The 25,822-nt window shown below is 32.2% G+C and carries 22 protein-coding genes and 1 other RNA gene; 1 reads left to right on the forward strand and 22 read right to left on the reverse strand.

Annotated features, from left to right (window positions below; translation table 11 throughout):
• Positions 1-89: 89 nt before the first annotated feature.
• The 6 genes from FYJ71_RS04415 to FYJ71_RS04440 form a co-directional block, all read right to left on the reverse strand.
• The gene (locus FYJ71_RS04415) at positions 90-2,222 is read right to left on the reverse strand and encodes a L,D-transpeptidase family protein (protein ID WP_154537616.1); all 2,133 of its coding nucleotides are present in this window, start codon (positions 2,220-2,222) and stop codon (positions 90-92) included.
• A gap of 290 nt (positions 2,223-2,512) precedes the next feature.
• Complete coding sequence (locus FYJ71_RS04420) at positions 2,513-3,538, reverse strand: glycosyltransferase family 2 protein (protein ID WP_154537617.1); 1,026 nt, start codon at positions 3,536-3,538, stop codon at positions 2,513-2,515.
• Positions 3,539-3,574: 36 nt separating this feature from the next.
• Positions 3,575-4,792: a class I SAM-dependent methyltransferase gene (locus FYJ71_RS04425; RefSeq protein WP_331468028.1), complete on the reverse strand. Its 1,218-nt coding sequence runs from the start codon at positions 4,790-4,792 to the stop codon at positions 3,575-3,577.
• Positions 4,793-4,800: 8 nt separating this feature from the next.
• Positions 4,801-5,103, reverse strand: a complete 303-nt coding sequence (locus FYJ71_RS04430) for an MTH1187 family thiamine-binding protein (protein WP_154537618.1) — start codon at positions 5,101-5,103, stop codon at positions 4,801-4,803.
• An 8-nt stretch (positions 5,104-5,111) separates the two neighbouring features.
• Positions 5,112-6,068 carry a glycosyltransferase family 2 protein gene (locus FYJ71_RS04435; protein ID WP_154537619.1) on the reverse strand — a complete coding sequence of 319 codons (957 nt, stop codon included), beginning with the start codon at positions 6,066-6,068 and terminating at the stop codon, positions 5,112-5,114.
• A 155-nt stretch (positions 6,069-6,223) separates the two neighbouring features.
• Positions 6,224-6,646, reverse strand: coding sequence for a GtrA family protein (locus FYJ71_RS04440; RefSeq protein WP_154537620.1), 423 nt, complete (start codon positions 6,644-6,646; stop codon positions 6,224-6,226).
• 186 nt (positions 6,647-6,832) lie between these two features.
• Between FYJ71_RS04440 and ssrA the strand changes: the two genes are divergently transcribed.
• Positions 6,833-7,183, forward strand: a transfer-messenger RNA (tmRNA) gene (ssrA, locus tag FYJ71_RS04445).
• Positions 7,184-7,465: 282 nt separating this feature from the next.
• Here ssrA and FYJ71_RS09965 read toward each other — a convergent pair.
• From FYJ71_RS09965 to FYJ71_RS04525, 16 genes are all read right to left on the reverse strand, one after another.
• The gene (locus tag FYJ71_RS09965) at positions 7,466-7,741 is read right to left on the reverse strand and encodes a tyrosine-type recombinase/integrase (protein WP_328597744.1); all 276 of its coding nucleotides are present in this window, start codon (positions 7,739-7,741) and stop codon (positions 7,466-7,468) included.
• 152 nt (positions 7,742-7,893) lie between these two features.
• A complete protein-coding gene (locus tag FYJ71_RS04455) occupies positions 7,894-8,604 on the reverse strand; it encodes a hypothetical protein (RefSeq protein ID WP_154537621.1) in 711 nt (236 codons plus the stop codon).
• A gap of 229 nt (positions 8,605-8,833) precedes the next feature.
• Complete coding sequence (locus FYJ71_RS04460) at positions 8,834-9,745, reverse strand: Abi family protein (protein ID WP_154537622.1); 912 nt, start codon at positions 9,743-9,745, stop codon at positions 8,834-8,836.
• A 743-nt stretch (positions 9,746-10,488) separates the two neighbouring features.
• A complete protein-coding gene (locus tag FYJ71_RS04465) occupies positions 10,489-11,220 on the reverse strand; it encodes a MerR family transcriptional regulator (protein ID WP_154537623.1) in 732 nt (243 codons plus the stop codon).
• Positions 11,221-11,419: 199 nt separating this feature from the next.
• Positions 11,420-11,875: an SsrA-binding protein SmpB gene (gene smpB / locus FYJ71_RS04470; RefSeq protein WP_154537624.1), complete on the reverse strand. Its 456-nt coding sequence runs from the start codon at positions 11,873-11,875 to the stop codon at positions 11,420-11,422.
• Between the two features lie 137 nt (positions 11,876-12,012).
• A complete protein-coding gene (gene rnr, locus FYJ71_RS04475; RefSeq protein WP_154537625.1) occupies positions 12,013-14,157 on the reverse strand; it encodes a ribonuclease R in 2,145 nt (714 codons plus the stop codon).
• 60 nt (positions 14,158-14,217) lie between these two features.
• Positions 14,218-14,451, reverse strand: a complete 234-nt coding sequence (secG, locus tag FYJ71_RS04480; protein ID WP_154537626.1) for a preprotein translocase subunit SecG — start codon at positions 14,449-14,451, stop codon at positions 14,218-14,220.
• Positions 14,452-14,828: 377 nt separating this feature from the next.
• Positions 14,829-16,121 (reverse strand): phosphopyruvate hydratase, encoded by a 1,293-nt coding sequence (gene eno / locus FYJ71_RS04485; RefSeq protein WP_154537627.1) that lies wholly within the window; start codon positions 16,119-16,121, stop codon positions 14,829-14,831.
• A gap of 272 nt (positions 16,122-16,393) precedes the next feature.
• Positions 16,394-17,920: a 2,3-bisphosphoglycerate-independent phosphoglycerate mutase gene (gpmI, locus tag FYJ71_RS04490; protein ID WP_154537628.1), complete on the reverse strand. Its 1,527-nt coding sequence runs from the start codon at positions 17,918-17,920 to the stop codon at positions 16,394-16,396.
• 27 nt (positions 17,921-17,947) lie between these two features.
• Positions 17,948-18,688 (reverse strand): triose-phosphate isomerase, encoded by a 741-nt coding sequence (gene tpiA, locus FYJ71_RS04495; protein WP_154537629.1) that lies wholly within the window; start codon positions 18,686-18,688, stop codon positions 17,948-17,950.
• A 40-nt stretch (positions 18,689-18,728) separates the two neighbouring features.
• On the reverse strand, positions 18,729-19,928 hold the full coding sequence (locus FYJ71_RS04500) for a phosphoglycerate kinase (RefSeq protein WP_154537630.1): 1,200 nt from the start codon (positions 19,926-19,928) through the stop codon (positions 18,729-18,731).
• A gap of 227 nt (positions 19,929-20,155) precedes the next feature.
• The gene (gene gap, locus FYJ71_RS04505; RefSeq protein ID WP_154537631.1) at positions 20,156-21,163 is read right to left on the reverse strand and encodes a type I glyceraldehyde-3-phosphate dehydrogenase; all 1,008 of its coding nucleotides are present in this window, start codon (positions 21,161-21,163) and stop codon (positions 20,156-20,158) included.
• Between the two features lie 57 nt (positions 21,164-21,220).
• Positions 21,221-22,261, reverse strand: a complete 1,041-nt coding sequence (locus FYJ71_RS04510) for a sugar-binding transcriptional regulator (RefSeq protein WP_154537632.1) — start codon at positions 22,259-22,261, stop codon at positions 21,221-21,223.
• Positions 22,262-22,502: 241 nt separating this feature from the next.
• Positions 22,503-23,837 (reverse strand): RNA polymerase factor sigma-54, encoded by a 1,335-nt coding sequence (rpoN, locus tag FYJ71_RS04515; RefSeq protein ID WP_154537633.1) that lies wholly within the window; start codon positions 23,835-23,837, stop codon positions 22,503-22,505.
• On the reverse strand, positions 23,834-24,883 hold the full coding sequence (locus FYJ71_RS04520) for a lysylphosphatidylglycerol synthase transmembrane domain-containing protein (protein WP_154537634.1): 1,050 nt from the start codon (positions 24,881-24,883) through the stop codon (positions 23,834-23,836). Before FYJ71_RS04520 ends, rpoN begins: the two co-directional genes overlap by 4 nt.
• Before the next feature lie 16 nt (positions 24,884-24,899).
• The gene (locus FYJ71_RS04525; protein WP_277087661.1) at positions 24,900-25,598 is read right to left on the reverse strand and encodes a polysaccharide deacetylase family protein; all 699 of its coding nucleotides are present in this window, start codon (positions 25,596-25,598) and stop codon (positions 24,900-24,902) included.
• Between the last annotated feature and the right edge of the window lie 224 nt (positions 25,599-25,822).

The following is a 25,822-nucleotide window of genomic DNA, read 5'->3' on the forward strand; positions in this document are numbered from 1 at the left end:
TTTTAAAATACTCTTATATTATTACCCTAAAAAATAAAAAATACGCATCAATATATAGATACATTGACACGTATTTTAAATATTTTTTACTAATTATGTACTACCACTGGCATTCCTTCCTTTGCCAATGAATAGAATTTTGCAACCTTGCCATAAGGTGTATTTATACAACCATGCGAACCAGCAAATAAATATCTACTTCCACCAAAATATGGCTGCCAATTAGCATCATGGATTCCTATATTTCCATTGAATGGCATCCAATAAGATACTGGCGATGAATATCCAGGACCTCTAAGAGTTGCGTTTCTCGTCTTATAGTTTAGAGGATATATTCCTGTTGGTGTTGCATCTCCTTTGCCCGGCTGACCAGAAACTATCGGAGTTGAAACCAAAACCTCGCCCTTTCTAACATACCACATATACTGCTTTGATAAATCAATTTCAATAAATTCATCTCCCATGTCATTCTTATCTCTTGACATTGCAGTCTGGTAATAAATTGGAGTTCTGTTTGTTATATTCTTCTTTTCACTGACCAATTTATACAGTTCATCAGTTTCTTTTTCTCTATCTATCAACCATCCGTAGATACCACCACTAACCTTTAGCTTTCCGCCAGTCGAAGCAGAGTCGATTTCTCTAGTATCTCCATAAGTAGAATATTTTCTACTCAATCCTCTGACAAATTCTCTAACCTTGTCCTTGCTTAATTTAACGTCATAATTTCCTTCAGAATCTACATCAAACATACTGACAATATTTTTACCTGTTGCAGTATATTTTTCGTATCCAAAATCATACTCGATCTTATTTTCTGTATATGGTTGAATAAATTCAACTGCTTTTTCAAGATTTGGGTTTGAAGCGTCGTTTTTCTGAGCCTTGTATACTGAATCAGGATACTTTTCTGATGTTGCTTCCGAAACCAGCATATTAGAGATATAGGCATATACAGCCTCTTTCTTTGGCGTACTCCCTAGATCACCTTTATTTACGATTACTTTTTTACCTTTTTCATCATAATCAGGATATGGACTAACTGGTTCCTTAATATTTTCTTTTTTAAATATATTCAATTCAGAAACAATTTTTTCAAATTTATCCTTGTCGTACTTTATATTCAGCTTTCCATCAATGCTTTCACCCTTATACAAAGCAAGAGGCCACCCCAAAAATCCTTGCTCTGATTTCACTTTTCTTGCACTAGAATCCTTCACATATTCCAAATCGACACTTGATCCAGCAATTGAGTCCTTTACATTATTTCTTCCCTCAATATCCAACTTATATCCCTCGATTTTCTCAGCAGCTAATTTGTCTAGTTGCTCTGGAGTTTTATAAGAAACATCAATTCCATTTACAACTGTATTTGGGAAAAATCTCCCATTAAAAACAAAACATCCAATCCCATATATTACTACAAGAATAATTGCGATTGCTCCAAAAAACTTCTTTAAAACACGCTTAATACCACCGCCTTTTTCAGGCTCTTCAATATCATTTATCTCAGTCTGAATCGGTGCAGATTTTATAGATTTTTCTACAACAGATTCTTCTTTGTTTTCATTTATTTCTTCAGATATTATTTCCTTTTCCTCAATAATATCGTTGGATTTTTCTTCAATTTGTTCATTCTTCTCTGGCGTAATATCTTCCTTTCCCATATTTGCCTCCTTACCTTGTGCTGCCAATCTAGACTCAGCCACCTTCACCTCATCCTCAAAAGGAGCATTCTCAATTTTTATTCTTTTAATTTCATTTATATTAGTTTCTGATTTTTTTATTTTTGGATTTTTTTCTTTTTGAACCTTTGGAACATTTTCCGTAATCCCGTTTTCTATATCCTCTGCTGTGAATATATCGTCGACTGTCATCACATTTGCACCTAATTCACTTTGATTGCCCAAATTTCTTTTTCTTCTTTCCAAAAGCATTCTCTCATCTTCAACTGAAATAATTTTATCAGCCGTCATCAATCTATTCTTAGAAGCAACATCTTCGCCATAACTGTCACTACTTTTCATTTTCTCAATTTCTTTTGCATAGTATTCATCAGAGCTTGACTTTTTGCTCTTATTTTCTTTTGTTTTATCATTAAAATTCAACTTTTCTTTATCGTCACCAACAGCATCTGCTGTAGAATTATCTGAACTCTTTGCAAAGAAACGTGTTTTTTTCTTCTGTTCCTTTTCTAATCTCTTTCTTTCAACCCTAGACATTTTTACTCCTCATAAATAACACTCAGTTTTGAACTTTTCATCAAATCCTTTACTTTAAAAACAGTATTACTATACAGTTTACCATATAATAACTAATTCTGGCTATTTTTTACCAAATTGTAACGAAAAATTTTACATAATAAGTGTATTAATTTGAGTTACATTTTTATTATTATTATTTTTTATTATTATTATTTTTTTCTTACTATTGTATATTTTTAATTTATCCTTTAATATTATCATTGTATTTAAATTATTTACATTTGAATTGTTTTTATTCGCCCTAAACGTTATTTAATCTTTGTCCAGATGTTATATATAAATTTATACGCAGCAAAGGGACTATTCATAAGAATACCTATAAGAAATTTATCCTTCGAATTCAAAATATTATTTGACGATTGTAAGTCCATATTTTCCCTAATAAATTCCTTATATGCTTTCACTTCGGCTGAATTTATTTTTCCACCAACTACCATTCTATTTATGTGATCAATGCTAAATTTTAACACATTTTCTTTTAATAGATCTATGACCTCTACGTACTCACTCTTATTTTTCTGATATACATCAAAAATATTTCTGTAAGCAGTTATTTGGGTGTGGAGTTTCGACGAATATTTTCCTGATGATATTCCATCTTTGTTTTCATAATAATGGTATAGTTTCTTATTCAAAACACAGATATTATCACAACTATCGATATAAATACTGTTAAAAAGAAGATCCTCACACATCGCAACATCCTCTCTAAATGCCATACCATTACTTTTGTCATCAAAAAATAATTCTGATATTTTGTTCATTCTATACATTTTGTTCCAAACATACCCTGCATATGAGCTTCCAAGGTGAATAAGCTTTGAAGCCTCAATTTTTGATATATTAGACACATCAGCTTCTTCCATCCTTTGATCACAGGATTTATCAGAAAGCTCTTCCATTTTTGAAAATTTGTGATATCTGCACATAACCATGTCCACACCATCACAAAAATATTTCACCATTATCTCTAACTGATACTTGCCCATTATATCATCAGCATCAACAAATGTTACAAGTTCTCCGATTGCATTTTTTATTCCAGTGTTTCTAGCCGACGACACACCTTTATTACTCTGATAAATATATTTTATTTTTTTGTCAACATAATTGTTAATTATTTTCTGTGTATCGTCTGTAGAACCATCATCTACAATTATCAGCTCAAAGTCCTCATAGCTCTGATTCAAAATAGAATCGATGCATGATTTAATATATTTTCCCGAATTGTAAGCAGGCAAAATTACCGAAACAAAATTATCTTTACTAAACATAAAAAAACTCCCCCAAAATACTATTGCCAAATAACATTAAAATCTTCCGTCTGATTTTAGAAGGTTGTATAATGTTTGCTCAAAATTAAATATTTTTTTCAGCTTTGTTATTTCTTCAAGTGATTTTTCTCTCTTCTCTTTACTTATATTTGTCTTGTATGCTCTAATCAAAATATTCTTTGGAGAATGAGAAATATCAACAAACTCCAAAACCTGAGTCTTATATCCCATATATTCTAATAGACTTGCCCTAATTGAATCCGTCATTAGAGATGCCACTCTCTCCTTAATAATTCCAAACTTAGTAAGAATCTCTAAATCATCAGTTCTTATGCTGGAGTTCACCTCATGCTGACAACAAGGTACAGAAAAAATCATCTTTGCATTCCAATTTATTGCATTGAATAAGGCATAATCTGTCGCAGTATCACACGCATGAAGAGTTATGACAATATCTATGCTGTTGTTATATTTATAGTTTGAAATATCACCAATCTCAAAAGCAAGATTTTTGTACCCGTATTTTTTTGCGATCTCATTGCATGAATTGATAACATCCTCTTTCAAATCAAGACCAATAATCTCAACATCTAATGATTTCACAACAGTTAGATAATAGTATAATACGAAAGTCAGATATGATTTTCCACATCCGAAATCCAATATCTTTAACACTTTTCTATCTTTAAGATAACCGCTCTGCTCCAATTTGCTTATGCCATCATCAATTATTTCAATAAATCTATTGATTTGCTTAAACTTATCGTATTTTGAGTTTACAATCTTACCCTCTTTGGTAAAAATACCCAAATCAATAAATGCCGGAATGTACATCCCTTCTTCTAATATATATTTCTTTTTTCTATTATGCGAAGTAATTTGTTCATCATTCAAGCAACCTACAGTATTGGATGACTTTTTCTTTTTAGAAAAAAGAATTTTTTTCTTTTTTGTTATCCTCAAATTGAAATTGAAATAAGATGATTCAGCATCAATTTGGTTATAATAATTCAATTCTTCTAAAATATTTTCAACTAGCTCGTCAGATCTAACTATTGTATGAAATACTTGCTTTTCTGTATATCTTTCAACACTATACACAGTTTTACCATCTAATTTTTTTTGAACTACCTTTGTAGTTTTGTATTTATATGTTTTATCAGAAAGCCTGCTAAAAGTGATTCTTATAGGTTCAGCTTGTGCTATTTCATCACAATACGCAAGCAGCTCTTGATTGTTCTCCATGTTATTCATTTTTTTACCTACTTCAATTTTGAGTTCACAGAATTCAATTTCTGCTCCATCGTTGAGATTTTATCTCTTCTATCGTCGACCTTTATGATTGAATATACTCTATCAACACCCTTGTCGAATACATCTTCTTGTATTTTCCTTATCAGCGAGAATATTTCATCAATATTACCTTCCATTACAGTTCCCATTGGATTTAGCATAAATTTCACACTACTTTGAGATGATAAAATCTCATGAGCACCTGCAACATATTTACTTGCACTTGTTGTTCCTGTCCCTAAAGGACATACTGTCAATTCCACTATAGCCATAAATACACCTAACCTTTCGTTACAACATCTGAAACACTTTCAGACTCTTCCTTTGTCAAATAAATTGGTCTATTCTTTACTTCGAGATACATTTTTGACAAATATTGCCCTAAAACTCCGATAGAAAGAAGTTGAATCCCACCCAATAAAAATATTGAGCAAATTACTGTTGGGAAGCCTTTAACGACTTCACCAAAGAAAATGTATTTGAATACAAATACCAGCATTACAATAGCAGAAAGAAAAAACATTATAAACCCTAGAAAGCTTGATAATATCAAAGGCGTTGTCGAAAAAGCGACTATACCTTCAATAGAGTATTTAAACAGCTTTATATAATTCCATTTGCTATCGCCGCATACTCTGTCTACATTGTTGTATTCAATATCTGTACAGTTGTAGCCCACCCAACTGAAAATTCCCTTTGTAAACCTATTGTATTCACTAAGCTCCAAAACAGAATTTACAAACTTTCTGTTCATCATTCTGTAATCGGTAGCATTCTTTTTTATTGTAGTTTCTGATAAGCTATTGATAACTTTATAAAATTGAGTTGAGAGAAAGCCTCTAATTTTCGATTCGCCCTCTCTATCTTTTCTTATCGTACCAACACTATCATAATTTTGATTGATTATCAAATCTGCCATCTGGTGAATTAATTCAGGTGGATGCTGTAGATCCGCATCCATCAAAACGACAAGCTCGCCCTTCGACTTTTTTAATCCTGCAAAAATTGCAGCTTCCTTGCCGAAATTTCTGGCAAAGGAAATATACTCTATTCTATCATCCAATTTTTTTAAGCCCTTTATTTCATTCAGAGTATTGTCTTTTGAACCATCGTCAACAAGTATTATCTCATACCTGCTGAAGTTTGAATCTTTTTCAATCTCAGAACTCAAGACGCTATATAACTTGTCCAAAACTCCCTCTTCGTTATAACAAGGAACAATCACTGATAAAAACATAAACTACCTCCCCCTGAAAGTCATATCAATATTAATTCGTAAAAGTTAATTCATCCATATTAATTCACAGATTTAATTCTTATATTTAATTCACAGATCTAATTCTTATATTAGATTCATATATTTAATCAGTATATTTAATTAGTATAAATAATCTAATCATTTTTCTTTTCTTTGAAAATAATCAGCTTGCTAAAAACATAATTTAGCACTACAACGACGACTGCAACTAATACCTTCGAAATATCACTTCCCATTCTAATTAACTCAACCATAAGGAATAAAAGTACCGTTTCAATCGCTCCAGAAAGTAATCTTGCCACAATAAACAAAACTACTTCTCTCAGTATCGGATAAAAACCGAAGTTGACCTTTTCAAAAACAAATGCTCTATTTGTAACATATGCAAAAAGAACTGATATAAACCACGCTATAACATTTGCATAAAGATAGTAAATGTCTATAACCTCTTTTGCGAAAAAATATACCATAAAATTCACTATGGTTGTGAGCACACCAAAAACTAAGTAGTTTATTATCTCCCTATTTTTCGACAGTATATCTAATATTTTTTGCATAATTGTCTCCTCAAAACCTTACCACGATATTTTTATTAGTAAATCTACTAAATAATTATACCATTTCGAAAAAAATAATTAAACCATTTTGAGCAATATTAATTGATTAGATGGATAATATTTGATTTTATTCAAATATGATGGTATAATGTAGCTACAGAATCTCTCGTTTGTATTATTACTTATGGGGGTGTACTGGTTTCGACGTGGGTTTGGAACTTGAGACAGCATGTCGTGTTACTCTGGGTCACGTAACAACTGGGGAAATTTAAAACAAACGCAAACGAAGAAAATTTATTAGCTGCTTAATAGCAGTTCGTCCTTCTTAATCCTCCTGCCGATTAAGAACTGACGTCATTTATGCAGGGAACTCCTTCAAGGGTGTCTTGACTTGAAGCAGAATAATCAAGGCTAGATGAACTCAAAACCTGTCACTCGGTGTTGAGGAATTCGAAACTTTAAAAGAGATGACTAAGCATGTAGACGTAGCAGGGAATAGGCTTGCGGACAGGGGTTCGATTCCCCTCATCTCCACCAAATGAACATAAAAATATGGTGAATATATTGGAAATGCTGGATTTTACGATGTGGTATTTCTTTTTTTTATTGCTCTATGCAATAACTGTGCAATAACTAGGAAAGATTCAGAAAATTTACATAAAAAATACCCTCTTCAGATGATTATTAAGAGGGTTGAATATTGTAGCAATTCCAAAACTGGAAACGCTCTAAAATTGATTATTTATTTTTTATATAGAACCTGTGTTAATATAAATTTGCTACCGTACCTATATAAAGGATGGATTTACCACAAAAAAGTTAAAAACTAAATATAGAGTTTAATGTATCAACGGCTTTATATTTTTCTTCTTCCATAACCTGAGTATATATGTTAAGTGTTGTTTGTATATCGGCGTGACCTAATAAGGTTTGTACTGTTTTCGGTGGTACACCATTCTCAAATAAACGTGTGGCGTATGTTTTTCTTAGTCCATGAAATTTAATAGGGTTTATATCTAGTTTCTTTAAAATCGCTTGTAACGTCCTGTTAGGGCGTTTATTGTCTATTGTCCTACCTACTTCATCAGTAAACACGTAATCGCTTATATGATAGCTTTCACCGTATTTTAATCTATTCTATAGTTGTGTCTTACGTTATTCTATTAGTTTAGGTATTAGAGAAGATACTTAGCTTTATTCTTGCTGTTAAAGATCTAAACAATAAAAAAGACATTAATTTATGCTCGCTATTTACTGTTACCTCTACTAATGCTAAACGCCATATGAATTAAAAATATTACAGAAATAGTTATACCTAAAGATATGAGAGCTAAAACATCCCAGGCATTTTGAGGAATATTGTTTCCTATAATAGAATTTGATACATTGCTTACAGTAGTAATACTCGAAATAATAATAGATATTACTGCAGTAAATAAAGACAATATAGTCAAGTTGCTAATATTCTGTTTTTCTATTCTTTTTTCGAGATGATTTGTTGTTTCTTTCAATTTTTCATCAACTTTATTTTCTATACTATTCATTTTATTTACGGTATCATCAATTTTAATATTTGTATAAATATTGCGTTCTCTACTTAAAAGTTTGTCAAGTCCATTTATTTCATTATTAACACAAAATGCTAAAAAACACTGATTTTTATAGTTAAAAATAAAATTTTCATCCATATTAATTTTAGTGTCGTTTATGCCATTTTTACGAAACATTTCAAATAATTTATCGATATTTCCTAATATTATTTCATACTGATCATTTTTTTTAGTTCTTTGCCGGTCAAAACATTCAATTGTTTCGAGATGATAGATTAAAAAATTGGATATGCTTATTTTATTATCATCTGTAAAAATATCCTTGTATTTTTCAATATAACTAACATCTAACCTTTCTTTAACTAAATCAAGAGATAAATTTATTTTATTATCAAAATAGTTTTGCATTTTTAAACCTCCTAAAAGTTAAATATATTTTTTAGTGTGTCAACTTCTTTAAATTTTACTTCTTCTACTTCTTCCATATCTTAAGTATATATACATATATTCATAGGCTTATATGTTTTCTTATAATCCATTAACCACAGATAATAGTCCTACACCGCTACTAATTTAATACATCAATATTTGAAGAAGTTTATAGCATTTCGCGTTTTGGCATAGTCGTCACAACCTTTTATTTTGAAAGGATTTCAAACCAATTATTTGGAAATCCTAGGTTTTTAATATCAATATCTTGAGAATATTTAGATATTAAAATAGTCAAGTCTGTTTTGAATGCGCTCCAAATACTGAAAGAGTATACCAATTCTTTTATGGCTAATATATAAGAAAATAATGAAATATCATCAATAACATCTTTATTGTATTTATTGGCCACTTTTATTTTTGATAGATTTACACCATATAATCGTCCATGATGTGCACATTCGTTTCTAAGTTTGTTTAGTGAGCCAAGCCAAGAAGTAACCAAAGATTGATTCACGGGACACAATATTTTAATGTGTTTTTTTTGTTCTGAAGTCATTAATTTATATAATCTCGAAATAGTTCCAAATGTTAAAACCTCAACCAAAACCCAAACCGGTATATCACTATTATATTTCAGTTTATGATGTTTTATAAATATTTTACTTTTATTGTCATGAAGCGCTTTTTCTATTTCATCGAGGATGATACTATGTTTTCTAAAAATATCTTTTATATATTCATCATCATTTACATCTTTGTTGCATAACATAGTACTATCTATAAAATTTCTATATTCTTTATACCCTAATGGTCCACATAAGTGAGCGATAGTATAAGCAATATAAGTCCTAAATGACAGTTCTATAACTTCTAATATTGAACTTATCAGGTGTCTTAATTCCTGGTCGAAAAGGTATATTTTTTTTATAGTATCGAATTTTGTACCTATTTCATAGTTACCGTTATTAGTTTTATAATTAATTAGGTAGGCGGTAAATCTGTAATAATTAACATTGCTAAGGAACGTTTTTGCCTGTTCAATATCATTTATCTCTAGGTTTCTATCTTTTAAAATTTCTATCTGTTCATTAAATGTTTTTGCATTTTTTATATTCATAAAAAAATCTCCTATAAGAAAACAAACCCACCTGATAAAATCAAGTGGGTTTCTCGTTCTGTACGACCCTAATGAGCTTTCAATGAAGAGGCCAAGTCGTAACTCGCAAATCAGATACACCCTAATGAGCTTTCAATGAAGAGGCCAGATGTATTTTATATCTTGATTATATATCATTTTTTTATAACTGTATATAGTTTTTAATAAATTTATTTACTTTTTCATTAATTATTATGTTGTATTATGATATACTGTATCAATTATTTGGTTTTAATAACGGTTAATACGCACGATAATACCCAAGTTACCCCAAAAATACCTTTTATTTTTTAGTGTGTAAAATTGTAAAATATAAATAATATCTTTTATCGCATCACAAATATTATAATAATTTTATTTAATTTGAGTTTTCTAGAAGACTACTCAAAAATCGTGAAAATAAATGAATTAGAAAAAACGATTACAAAATTAAATTAAAATCTTGAAAAATAAAACCAAAGCACCTATATGCAATGTCATTAAGTTAATATTGTAAACAAGTATACTCAAATGAAAATTAGGTAAAAGAGTATGTGAAATAATTTTTTCTATAAAATAAATCCTCCTATGATAATTTTATTATACCTTAGGAGGACTTATTTTTATTTACAGAGTTTTTTACATGCTCTCCTTTTTTCACAGTCTCTCCATTCAGATATTTTTAATTCTCTTTTTAAGCTGTCATTATCTCCTTGCTGATTCTTCTATTTTTTTACATAATGTTGAATCGCATCACAAACATATTGCGCAGTTCCTTTACCAAACTTATCTAAATTATCCCTAAATTCTTCATTTTGTACATATCCAAAACCAATGCTAGAAAACACGTCAATCGTACAATCAAAAGCATATTCACAAAGATGCTTATGTAATCTTTGTGCTAGCTCTATATTTTCTTTATTCAAGGCATTTAATCCATTCGACATATTTTTTGAAAAAGCAAAGAATATTTCATTGAATCCATCGGCTATTTCTTGTTCTTTTCCCCTTTGCCTTTCAATAGCCTGCTCAATCACATCTTCTCCATGCAGATCCACTGCTGCTTGTTTGTATTTTTGATTATCATGATATGTAAATCCATTAAATTTTTCCTTTGTTGACATATTCATTCTCCTTTCTCTTGATTCAATCGTCTTTTCCAATGTTTCTATCAATGTTAGGATACGTTCTTTCTCTTTTTGCATCAAAATCAATTGTTTTTTCAAATGAAAAGTTATTTCTTTCCCATCATGATTTATCAATTCTTTTATCTGCTTCAGAGAAAACCCCAAATACTTATAAAATAAAATCGTCTGCAAAATAGACATATCTTCTTCAGAATAATATCTGTATCCATTTTCATGCTTCTGTGGAGATAGTAAACCAATCTCATCATAATGATGTAAAGTGCGCACCGATACACCACTAATCTCACTAGCTTTTTTTATCAAGTACATTTAATCACCTCCTAACGATAATAAGTATAAGCTATCACGTTATGTTATAGTCAACATATTTTTGAAAAATTTTCAACAGAAAATATGTCTCTATCTCTCATAAATAAATTGATATTAATTACAATCAGTCAAAAAAAGCTACAACACTCTATTTCAATCTAGAATGTCGCAGCCAATCTCACTTATCATATATATGATACTAATATTTTCCTGTAATTTCTCTCTCTATCCTTCTTTGAGCATCCTTTTTCGCCATATCCTGACGCTTATCATATAATTTTTTTCCTTTAGCAAGTCCAAGCTCAACCTTTACTTTACCATTTTTTAGATAGACACTCAGAGGTATTAGAGAGTACCCCTTGACTGTCGTAGCCCCTATCAGCTTTCTTATCTCACTCTTGTGTAGCAATAGCTTCCTGTTCCTAAGAGGATCAACATTATATCTATTCCCCTGTTCATATGGGCTAATATGAACCTGCTTCAAGAAAACCTCGCTATTATCAACAGAAGCATAGCCTTCTTTCAAGTTTATTCTTCCCATTCTTATTGATTTTACCTCAGTTCCTTTTAGCTCTATTCCACATTCGTAAACTTCATCTATAAAGTAGTTATGTCTAGCCACCTTGTTTTTGGCTAGTATCTTAACTCCAGACATAAAACTACCTCCCTTTTCAAATATTTCAAGTTTTCAATTAATTTTTTGCCATTTTGCATTCTATTACCAAAATGAATTTATTTACTAAAATCAATTCATTTTCAATTCAATATATAATCTATTGATTTATATATTGGCTATTTCTGTATAAAAGAAAAATCTATTTTTCTAGTTTCGACTTCAACCTTTATCAATTTCACCTTGTGTTTTTGACCTATTTTGTATACTTTTTTTGTGGTTTCTCCAACTAGCGTCCTACTTCGCTCATTATAAATATAATAATCTGAAAGACTATCCAAGCTTATCATACCTTCTACACCATTTGGCAGCTCGACAAAAATACCAAAATTTGTTATTCCAGAAATGTGTCCTTCAAACTCGTCACCAACCTTGTCACTCATAAACACTGCTTTATAATAATCGTCCACATCTCTTTCAGCCATTTCAGCCTTTCGCTCCAGTACTGAACTCTGATCACTCACTCCATACAATATATTTTCATAGTGAGTTATTCTCTTGTCGCTCAGTTTTCCTGAAATCTGTTCTTTTATTATCCTATGAATCTGTAAATCTGGATACCTTCTAATTGGCGAAGTAAAATGACAATAATACGTCGCAGCCAAACCAAAATGTCCCAGACATTCAGGAGAATATCTAGCTTGTCTCAATGTCCTCAACATGATTGAACCAACCGCCTGTTTTATTTCAAAATCTTCAATGCTATCCAAAACTCTTTGTAAGTCACTCGGTCTAATTCCACCCTTTGAAATTCTCAACATAATATCCAATTCATTTAAATATTCCTTTAAAATTGTTACCTTTTCATTATCAGGAAGCTCATGAACTCTATACACGAAAGGAGTTTTCAGCCAGAAAAAATGTTCTGCGATAGTTTCATTAGCCAAAAGCATAAACTCCTCTATTAATTTGTTCGATACTCTTCTTTCGTATGGCGAAATCTCAATTGGATATCCATTTTTGTTAAGTATTATTTTTGATTCAGGAAAATCAAAATCAATTGCACCTCTTTTAAATCTATTTTTTCTCAATAACTCAGATAAGACTCCAGCATTTCTCAAACTATCAAATAACTCCTCTGCTCGTTCTGGATCATCTATATTCTCAATCAGAGATTTATCTTTATTCTCCAAAAATTCACTTACCTCGTGATAGGTCAGTCTGGCATTTGATCTAATCACAGATTCTGAAATCACATGACGAACTACCTTCGCATTCTGAGGGTTTACTTCCATAATACAAGATAAAGTCAACCTATCTACATGTGGATTCAAAGAACATATACCATTTGAAAGCTTTTGCGGAAGCATCGGTATTACTTTATCAACCATATATACAGAAGTCCCTCTTCTCAATGCTTCTCTGTCAAGTGGAGAATTTTCTTTGACATAGTGTGTCACATCAGCAATATGAACACCAAGCTCGTAATTTCCGTTATCCAAAATCTCTACACTTATTGCATCATCAAAGTCTTTAGAATCATCTCCATCTATTGTATAAATCATTTTTTCCCTTAGATCAAGTCTACCCTCTATCTCGTTAGGCTTAACCTTATTTTCAATCATTTCCAATTGAGCGATAACCTTCTCTGGAAATTCCTCCTGAAATCCATGACTTCTAACAATTGAATCTATTTCCACAAATCGCTCACCACTCTGACCAATTATCTCAGTAATTATTCCCTCTGGTTTTTTTTTATCATCGGGCCATACCTCTATTTTACAAACTACTTTATCGTTATTTTTTGCTCCACTAAAGTATTTTTTTGGAATAAATATATCATTATCAAACTTTTTATTATCAGGAATCACAAAACCAAAGCTATTATTTTCGTGAAATAAACCAACAATCTCTCTGTTAGCCCTCTCTAAAATCTTTATAACTACACCTTCTTTATTCATTCTTCCTGTAGGCTCTTTTGTAATTTTTACTAGAACAGTATCTCCATCAAAAGCACCGTTTCTATCATCAGAATCTATGTATATATCAGAATTGTCTTTTTCAGATGTTACAAATCCAAAAGTTTTTCTTGTAAATCCATACCTACCCTTTACCATTGAATAGCTTTTCAAGCTTCCTACTTTTCCCTTTTTGTTTATAAAAAGCTCGCCATCCTCAAACATCTCTTGAACAAGAGCCTTAACTTCACTTTTTTCTATTTTATCCTCTGCAAAAATCATAACTAATTCATCAATGGGCATAAGTTTGTATGCGGTTTCGTTTATCAAGCCCAATATTCTATTTTTAACGTCATTTCCTAACATATATTTTCACCCCCATTTATGAAAAAAGCCCCCTTACTCACGTAAAAAGGCATCACAATACTATTTCATTACTGTTACTAGAGCAATTGCATTTATAAAGAATAAAATAGCTATTATTCTTGTAGTCTTCTTTAAAAATGCTTCTTTTCCCTTTGGTTTAAAATATGCCTGAGAATCAGAATCCTCCAAAAAAACCTGTGTTTGAGTTTGTTTACTCTCTTGAGGCAACACCACTATTATCAAAAAAAGACTTAATACTAATTGTGTTAACATCAAAATATTATTTATACTCATCTCTCTATCCTCCTAAAACATAGTCAATGTCTACTAATTTTCACAATAAAATCCACTTATAAGTATATCATAAAATATCTCTGAATTCAATCAATTTAAGATATAATCTAAGAACATTTAAAAATTTGTTAATTCGCAAAGTAAATTCTAGTAAATTGATAAAAGTAGAATTTAATATGAAAAGTATATTTGTGGTATTACAATCGATATATAACTGATATAACAATAATATTAAATATATTAAATAAAAGTTGACATTTTTTACAATTTGTACACTTGTCAAATAATAAAGGGACCCCTTTATTACTTGCATCGAAATTGATGAGGATCCCTTTATTACTATTGATTTTATTTACTTTTCTGAACTTCAGTAACGACTATCTGTTTAAATTGTAGAAAGATTTAATTTTTTCGTATCTTGATGGTTCACCTACGATTTCTTCAATTCTCAACAACTGATTGTATTTTGCAACTCTATCAGTTCTTGATGGTGCACCTGTCTTTATCTGTCCAGCGTTTACTGCAACAGCAATATCAGCTATTGTAGTGTCTTCTGTTTCACCAGATCTATGAGAAATAACTGCTGTATATCCAGCTCTTTTAGCCATTTCTATAGCATCTAATGTTTCTGTTAGTGTACCAATCTGGTTTACCTTTATAAGTATAGAATTTGCTACACCAGCTTCAATTCCTCTTGATAGCCTTTCAGTGTTAGTAACGAATAGGTCATCTCCAACTAACTGAATCTTCTTTCCTAGTCTGTCAGTCAATAGCTTCCATCCAGCCCAGTCTTCTTCATCAAGACCATCTTCTATTGTGATAATTGGGAATTCTGAAACCCAACCTTCGTAAAGCTCTATCATTTCTTCTGAAGTAAGAACCTTACCTTCACCCTTTAATTCATATTTTCCAGTTTCTTTGTTGTACATTTCTGAAGAAGCAACGTCCATTCCCAACATTACGTCTTTGCCTGGTTCCAAGCCTGCACCCTTAATTGCATCGACGATCAACTCAAGAGCTTCTCTATTAGAGTCAAGATTAGGTGCAAATCCACCTTCATCACCTACACCACAAGCCAAGCCTCTTTCAGCAAGCACCTTCTTTAATGAATGGAATACTTCTGCACCCATTCTCAAAGCTTCTGCAAAAGAATCAGCTCCAACTGGTAGTATCATAAATTCTTGAACATCCACGTTATTATCAGCATGTTCTCCACCATTTAAAATATTCATCATTGGTACTGGAAGCTGCTTTGCATTTACTCCACCTATATACTGGAATAATGGTAATCCTAATTCGTCTGCTGCAGCTCTTGCTACTGCAAGTGATACACCTAGTATCGCATTAGCACCTAATTTTCCCTTATTTGGAGTTCCGTCCAACTCACACATTAAAGCATCTATTCCTGGCTGATCAAAGGCATCAAGCCCTTCAACTTCAAGTGCAATAACTTCATTTACATTATCAACTGCTTGAAGAACTCCCTTTCCTAAATATCTTCCCTTATCTCCGTCTCTCAATTCAACAGCTTCAAAAGCTCCTGTTGATGCTCCTGATGGAACTATCGCTCTACCAATTGCTCCACTTTCTAATACTACCTCAACCTCAACAGTTGGATTTCCTCTAGAATCCAAAACCTCTCTTGCATATACTGATTCAATAGCTGACATATTATTTCTCCTCTCATTGTCAAACAATTAATTTAATAATTAAACATTATTATTAGATAATTATCTTTATATTATACTATATTTGAGCAAAATTTTGCAATTGATGAAAATATTAATATCGCATAGAATTTACAATAAACATTGGTCGCTTTAACAAATAAATTGATGGGTAAATTTGTATAAGTCATTTTGATATACTATTTTTTTCCAATTTTATTAATATCCATCATTATTAATATCTAAATCTTACTGATTTCGCTAATATTTTTTTATTATTTTATTAATGAATGTCCTGTAATCTCTGCAGGCTTTTCCATCTTCATCATGTCTAAAACTGTAGGTGCAATATCAGATAATTTACCGTCATCTAATAGCTCTCTTCCTACAAATTCTTCGCCTACCACTATAAATGGCACTGGGTTTGTAGAATGTGATGTGATAGGTCTCTTAGTTTCTGCATCTATCATCAGCTCTGCATTACCATGATCTGCGGTAATTATTCCACTTCCACCCTTTGAAAGAATTTTTTCAAACAGCTTACCTACACACTCATCGACAGTTTTTATCGCTTTTTCTGTTGCTTCAATGCTTCCAGTGTGACCAACCATATCTGGATTTGCAAAATTCACAGCGATAAAATCGTATTTATCCTCGTCTATCGCACCAAGAAGTCTGTCCAACAATTCATATGCTGACATTTCTGGCTGGAGATCATATGTTGCAACCTTTGGTGAAGGAATCAATATTCTATCTTCTCCAGCATATGGTTCTTCTATTCCTCCATTGAAGAAAAATGTAACATGAGCGTATTTTTCTGTTTCTGCTGCTCTCAATTGAGTCTTTCCATTTTTTGAAAGATATTCACCTAGTGTGTTTTTAATATCCTCAGGACCAAATGCAATTTCAACATCTTCCATAGTCGCATCATATGTCGTCATACAAACGAACTTTGTAGGAACTAAAATTCTTTCAAATCCATCGAAATTTTTATCTGTCATAGCTCTACTAATTTCTCTTGCTCTATCGGGTCTGAAGTTAAAAAATATAACTGAATCGCCATCTTCAACTTTACCAATAGCTTCTCCATCTTGAGTTATTACAGTAGGAACAATAAACTCGTCATTTACTCCTTCAGCATAAGAGTCAGAAATACATCCTTGAGCTGATTCTGACATATTCCCTTTTGAAAGAACTATTGCATTGTATGCCTCTTGAACTCTTTCCCATCTCTTATCTCTATCCATAGCATAATATCTTCCAGAAATAGTGGCAACTCTTCCTGTTCCGATATTATTCATATAGTCTTCAATATCCTTTACAAATCCCAAAGCACTCTGAGGGTCAGTGTCCCTTCCATCTGTAAATACATGAACGTACACATTTTTCACATCATTTTTATTAGCCATATCGACCAACGCTTTTAAGTGTTCCAAATGTGAATGAACGCCTCCATCTGATACCAAGCCCATTATATGAAGGCTTTTATCTTTTGCATTATACATGGCTTCTTTTAAAATCTTGTTTTCGAAAAAATCACCATCCTGAATTGATTTTGTGATTCTTGTCAAGTCTTGGTATACAACTCTACCAGCACCAATATTTGTGTGTCCAACCTCTGAATTACCCATTTGACCATTTGGCAATCCAACATCCAATCCACTTGCTTGAATCAATGTATGTGGGTATTTCGCACTCAAAGTATCGATATTTGGAGTTCCAGCTGAGAAAATTGCATTACCCTCAGTGTTTTTTGTATAGCCAAAGCCATCTAAAATTGTTAATACTACTGGTTTCTTCATAATATAATCCTTTACAACTTTATCATACTAAAATTTCAGTAATCCAAGGAAATCTGTAGGATTTAAAGACGCTCCACCAACTAATGCTCCATCGATATCAGACTGTCCCATTATCTCCGCAACATTTGATGGTTTTACGCTTCCACCGTACTGAATTCTAACTTTTTCAGCAAGATCTCCATACATTCCTTTAACTACTTTTCTTATTTCTGATATTACCTCATTTGCCTGCTCAGACGTTGCTGTCTTTCCAGTTCCTATTGCCCAAATCGGTTCATATGCAATAACAACCTTCTCCAAATCTTCAGATTTTACGTCTGCTAGCCCTTTTACTATCTGGTTTTCAACCTTATCTAGAGTTTTCCCTGACTCTCTTTCTTCAAGAGTTTCTCCACAGCACAAGATTGGATTTATTCCAACCTCTATTGCTTTAAGAACCTTCTTGTTACAAGTTTCATCAGTTTCATTAAAATATTCTCTTCTTTCAGAATGTCCTATTATTACATAATCAATTCCCAATTCTACCAAATTTGAAGGAGCAACCTCCCCTGTAAATGCACCTGAATTTTCATAATGCATATTCTGTGCCCCAATCTTTATATTTGTTCCCTTTGTCGCCTCTTTCAGGTCCTTTAACAATGTAAAAGGTGCACAGATCAAGACTTCAGCATTTCCTTCAGTCTTTCCCTTTACTTCATTTACAAATGCCACTCCTTCAGAAATTGTTTTATTCATTTTCCAATTTCCTGCTATTATTGGTGTTCTCATCAAGCTTCTCCTTTACTTTTTTCGATGTTATCAATCTATTTTATTTATTGTCCAATGCTGCAATACCAGGCAATTCTTTACCTTCTAAAAATTCCAATGAAGCTCCTCCGCCAGTAGAAATATGGCTCATTCTTTCACCAAATCCCATCTGATTAACTGCTGCTGCGGAATCTCCTCCACCTATTATAGTTATAGCATCAGTTTCAGCCATTGACTGAGCAATTGCTTTTGTACCCTTTGCAAAGTTTTCAAATTCGAAAACTCCCATAGGTCCATTCCAAACAATTGTTTTTGAAGATTTAACTGCTTCTGTAAACAATTCAACTGTTTTTGGTCCAATATCTAATCCCATGCAATCTGAAGGTATATCTCTGCCTTCAGTTATATGTGGTTGTGCATCTTCAGCAAATCTATCAGCATATACAACGTCTATTGGAAGAAGTAATTTTACACCTTTTGCCTCAGCTTTGGTTATCATTTCTTTTGCGTAGTCTATCTTATCTTCCTCTAGCAGAGATGTGCCTATTTCATGACCAAGCGCCTTGATAAATGTGTACGCCATACCGCCTCCTATTATCAAAGTATCTACCTTTTCCAATAGGTTATTTATTACACCCAACTTATCACTGACCTTTGCACCACCTAATATTGCCAAGAATGGTCTTTTTGGATTTTCAACCGCAGAGCCCAAGAAGTCTAGCTCTTTTTGAATAAGATATCCACACACTCTCGCCTCTAAAAACTCACCAGCTCCAACTGTTGAGCAATGAGCTCTATGTGCCGTACCAAATGCGTCATTTACAAATATTTCCGCCAAAGAAGCAAGCTCCTTTGAGTAGTTTTCTTCATTTTTAGTTTCTTCTTTTCTATATCTAGTGTTTTGCAATAAAACGATATCTCCATCTTTCATTTCTGAAACTGCCTTCTTTGCATTTTCTCCCACAACATTGTCGTCTGCCGCAAACACAACTTCTTTTCCTAGCATTTCAGAAAGTCTTTTTGCCACAGGCTCCAAAGATAGTTCTGGCTTTGCTTCACCCTTTGGTTTTCCAAGATGAGAACAAAGTATAACTTTTGCTCCATTATCAACCAAGTATTTGATAGTTGGCATCGCTCCCACTAATCTGTTTTCATCAGTGATTTTTCCGTCTTTAAGAGGCACGTTAAAATCACATCTAACCAAGCATTTTTTCCCTTTGACTTCGATATCTTCAACTGTCTTTTTGTTTAGCATTGTCATAATTTTTCTCCTTGTTTCATAATACTTATTGATTTTATTACGTGTTACTTTACTTCCATTATACCATAATTAAATGATTAGTGTTTCGGTAAACGTCCCGACTCTCAAAAAGTTTTTTATAAAAAATCCGAGGTACAAATATTACAATCTATACCTCGGACTGATTTTTTTAAAGCCAACGAGGTCTTTAAGCATGACCTTTCGCTAGTTTTATTTAATTATATTTATTATTTTGTCAAACTTCCTACTAATCCAAGAGTTCTCACAAGCTGAGAAGTATATGACATTTCATTATCGTACCATGCTACTGTCTTAACTAACTGCTTTCCGGCAACGTCCATTACTTTTGTTAGAGTGGCATCAAACAATGAACCATAGCTAATTCCTACTATGTCGCTAGAAACTATTTCATCTTCATTGTAACCGAAAGATTCATTTGCAGCTTCCTTCATTGCAGCATTTATTTCTTCTACAGTTGTATTCTTTTCTAGTACACAAACTAATTCAGTGATTGATCCTGTAGTTACAGGAACTCTCTGTGCAGCACCATCTAATTTACCCTTCAATTCTGGAATTACAAGGCCTATAGCTTTTGCAGCACCTGTTGTATTTGGAATGATATTGGCAGCGGCAGTTCTCGCTCTTCTCAAATCACCCTTTCCATGAGGACCATCCAATGTGTTCTGATCATTTGTGTAAGCATGAATTGTTGTCATCAAACCTTCAACAATACCGAATTTGTCATTTAGAACTTTTGCCATTGGAGCCAAACAGTTTGTAGTACAAGATGCACCAGAAACTACAGTTTCACTTCCATCGATAATATCAGAATTTACATTGTAAACTACTGTCTTTAAATCACCTGTCGCTGGTGCAGAAATAAGAACCTTCTTTGCTCCCGCTTTGATATGAGCCTCTGCCTTTTCTTTTGATGTAAACAATCCTGTACATTCAAGAACTATATCTACATCAAGCTCTCCCCAAGGAAGATTTTCAGGATTTCTCTCAGAAATAACCATTATTTCCTTGCCATTAACTATGAATGCACCTTCTTCAACCTGAATTTCACCGTTGAATCTACCCTGAGATGTATCATATTTGAAAAGATGAGCTAGCATATGAGCATCAGTTAAGTCGTTTATTGCAACAACCTCAAACTTATCAGTCTGTTCCATCATTTTTCTCAATGCTAATCTTCCTATTCTACCAAAACCATTAATCGCTACTTTTACCATTTTTTAATTCCTCCAAAATCTTTTTTCAATCACTTAATCACTTTAAACTTGTTTTGTCTACAAAACTACCTTCACTTTATTCAATATTTCTTTGGCACTATCCTCATCCGTTATCAAGGATATGTTTTTATTTATTTTATACAGTGCCAAGAAAGAATCGACTTTATCATTCCCACCAAATACTACTACAGGATTTTCACAGTTTTTATACATTTCAATGTCAATCCCTATAGTATTGATTTTTAATACAATATTTCCTTCTTTGTCGAAATAATGACCAAAAGCCTCACCAACTGCACCGCTGTCGATTAGCTTTTTCCTATCCTCCTCTGACATACCTCGTCTCTCAGACATTACATCAGCTCTTCCAACACTAAAGAAAATTTTATTCGCATTTTTTAGATCATTTACAGTTCTCTTTAATTCAGAAATAGACATCAAGCTCTCTCTAGTAATGACATCTATATCATCCGGAACATATAAATACTCGACCCTTGATCCGATGTTCTTAGCTAGCAAGCCTGCGATGCTATTAGCCTGAAGATCAATATCTGACCCAACACTTCCTCTTGTGGGAAGCACAACCACATCGTTGTTATTTGAATTTACCTCTAGTTCAACATTAAGAGCTACCTCTCTCATTGTCGTACCTCCAGCGATTGCTATAATGTCACCAGATCTTATATTTTCCGCTAGATATCTAGCAGCCTTCTTTGAAACAGTCTTCAAAGTACCTTCTTGAGAATCTCCAACACTTTCTGATATTGCTACAAACTTCAAACCTAACCTATTTTTTAATTCTTTTTCTAGATCAGTAATTCCCATGATATCATTCATCACATACTCTAAGTCATCCAGAAGCTTTCTACCAGCATCGGTTATCGTCATTCCAAAGGTTGAAATATTTATCAAGTCCTGTTCTTTTAGAAAGTCTACCTCTGCTCTAGTAATTCTCTCACTCATGTCCAAAACAACTGCCAGTGCTCTTCTTCCAATTGGCTGTCTTATTGAAATTTGTCTCAAAATAGAATATCTTTTATTCATTTGTTCGATAACCTGTGGAACTATTTTTTTCTGAACCTCTATCAAGCTATTCAATAAGCATCACCTCCCATGTCGTCGGCACTAGGGATTTTTTCAGTCCCTTCAATTATTACTTGTCCCATGATTACATTATATACACACGGGACAAAAAATGCAATACTTTTTTATAAAAAATTTCAAAAAAAAATAAATAGCCTAATCGTTTATTCAATAAATGGCTATTTATCAATTATTTTAAATTTTATATAGTATTAAATTCCCAAAGCGCAACAAGGGACATTTTTTATCCCATATCTCATTTAACCTTTTTTCTCATAGTGGAACTCAGATATCCCAACTCTTCCCTGTATTTTGATACTGTCCTTCTGGCGATATCATATCCTCTTTGATGAAGAATTTTTTCAATTCTACTGTCACTTAGTGGTTTTGAAGAATCCTCAGCATCAATTATCTTTTTTATCTCTTGCTTTATTGAGCTTGTAGATATTACTTCTCCATCACCTCTTTGGAATGCCTTTGAAAAGAAAAATTTAAATTCAAGCAGTCCCTTTGGAGTCAACATATATTTGTCATTTACACCCCTACTTATAGTAGATACATGACATTCCAAAACCTCCGCAATATCGGATAGCGTCATTGGCTTTAATTCATCACTGTCAAAATATTCATTTTGAAAATTCAAAATCGCATTTGCGATATTTACAATTGTAGTATTTCTACTATCAAATTCATTGATAAATTCCTTCGCTCTTGTAAGATTTTCCCTAATGTATGCCTTCACTTCCTCGTCATCCGACTCTATTAGCAGATTACTATAATATGAGTTAATGTTCAGTGACATTCTTTTTTCATTGTAAGGTTTTGCTATGTACTTTGGACCCTTTTTTTCTACTAAAACATCCGGATAGACATATGCTATTTTATCATCACTATCAAATTCCACTGGCTTTGGATTTAATGACTTTATTATCTCAATACTCTTTTTTGTATCCTCTTTGCTGATATTATACTTTGAAGATAATTTTTTTATATCTAGATTGGCTACCAAATTTAAGTCATTTAAAATTATCTTTTCTAAAACATCATTTTCAATTCCATTGTTTCTAATTTGTATAATCATACATTCCTTTAGATCCCTTGCACCTATCCCATGCGGTTCCAAAGATTGAATGATACCTATACATTCCAAAACCAAATCCTCTTCAACCTCCAACAATTCAGAAATTGTTTGTTCATTTTCTCTTAGATATCCATCCTTATCCAAGCTATCTATGAGGTAATTACAAATTATCTTTTTATTTGGAGGCATATACATTGTATTTATCTGACCATGCAGACTATCGTAAAGTGAATCGTAGCTTTTTGCCAAATTCTCAAAATTATATTCCGAATCATCTTTGTATGATGACTCATTTTTATCATAAATATAAGCCTCTCTATTTTTTTTGAAATATTGCTCCCAATCCACACCTTTGTCAATTTCAACTTCGAGAAGTGGATTAGAAGTCGCTTCTATTTCAGCCATTTCTTCAAGCTCCATTCTGTTTGTATGAAGAACCTTCAGAGACTGAACTATATTTGTATTTATACTAATTTTTTGTGAAATAACCTGTTCCAACCTATTTTTCATTGAGTTTCTACTCCTCCCGGCATTTCATTATTTTTTCTAAAATACATCAACAGAGAAATCACGCCACTGATAATTAAAACTATATAAAAATTTGCTATTCTTGTAAGTAACATACCCGGAATAACAAAGTTCCCAAAAAAGGTTTTAAACATATCAAGAAATACGGATTCACTAGCTCCAACAGAACCTGGTAAAGGTAATGAAGAAACTGATATATTGAGTACAGCCTGAACCAGAACTATATCAAAATAGCTATATTTTGACAATCCAAATGCATAGTAGATGACAAACGGTATAGAAAACATCGCAAGTATCTGAAAAAACGTGACAATCGTCACCTTTACTATAACATTCAAATTATTTCTCATATAGGCAGCACCTCTTTCATACTCGACTATTGAGGACTCAATTTTTTTCTTTATTGAATCTCTATTCTTCACCAATCTCAATTTATATACAAGTATACCAAAGAAATTCAAAATGCCAAAAACAATATTCGGTGAAAATATAAGCAGCAATATTCCAATCAAAATCACAGAGTTTGAACCAAAGCCATAGATTAGCAAAAGCTTAAACCCAGTTTGATATGTGGTGCTAAAGTCAGGCACGAAAAAAAACGCCAAAATTCCCATGACAATTATTACTAGCTGATGAGAAAAAAGCAATACCATCAGACTAAGTGATGAAGATGTCATCGATAGTCCATCTTTTTTCATTATAAAAATCTGAGCTGGTTGCCCACCTGAGGATGAAGGAGTTATTGAACTAAAATAAAAACCAACAAATCCATATCCCAAACAATTCAACAAATTGACGTCTTTTTTTAATGCTCTCATGACAATCCAAATGTTTACACCTTCGCATAATATATAAAAAATCATCAGTGTAACTGCTATAAGAATAAACATCGGCTTAATTGAAAGCATTGTATTCACAATATTTTCAAGAGATTCGTCTTTCAAAATATACGCAATCACAGCAATCATCAATACTGTGATTATTCCTATACCTATCATTTGACTCTTTTTATTTTGAAAACCTTCCATAAATTACTCCCTCTTCTTACTCAGGCAAAACAAATTTATACCCTTTTGATTTTAGTTTTGGAATGGCAACCTTCAATGCCAAAATTGTATTTTCAGGAGCACCGTAGTCTCCACCTGAATTTTCACCCGCATCGTGCAAGCATATAATGCTATACGGAGTGACTCTCTTCATTAATTTATCGATTATAATCTCTGGCACACTTTCACTTTTCCAATCCTCTGCCATAACATCCCAAAAAATCATTTTTAAGCCAAATTTATTTACAAAATAATTAGAAAAAATATTTGTGTGCCCCCATGGTGGTCTATAAAATATCTCATCAACTCCAATTGCCTTCATAATTTTTACGCTATTTTCAAAATCTTTTTTTGTATATGCATAACTGTAAAGCATCGCGTTTCTGTGTTGCCATGAATGCAACCCTACCTTATGACCCTCTGAAATCATTCGTCTAACAATGTCTTTATTTTTTTTCGCATTTTCTGCAACCATAAAAAAAGTAGCTTTTACGTCATTTTCCTTCAAAAGATCCAACAACCTATTTGTATATCTTGGATCTGGACCATCATCAAATGTAAGCATAACTTCATTCTTCGTGCTCGTTTTTCTCTGAGCATTCTTATTGAAATATTTATTATAATATGTTGGTATTATCGAATGTACGACAAACACCAACAGAATCAATATCAAAACTATAATAGTTTTTTCTATCACCTTATCACCTCCAGCAAAAAACATTCCTAATAACTATATTATACACTTATTTGAAATTTTTTTCATCCTTAATACTTTATTTTAACTTTTCGTTTCTTAAATTTTTCTTCATCTTTTTAAAAAAATAGTTGCCTCCAAGTAATCTAGAAGCAACTAAAAGTAAAATGATGTAGTAGTTATTTTTAAACTATCACTATCCCTCAAGTTTTTTAATCGTAACACAT

Source organism: Peptostreptococcus porci (assembly GCF_009695815.1).
Lineage (GTDB): Bacteria > Bacillota > Clostridia > Peptostreptococcales > Peptostreptococcaceae > Peptostreptococcus > Peptostreptococcus porci.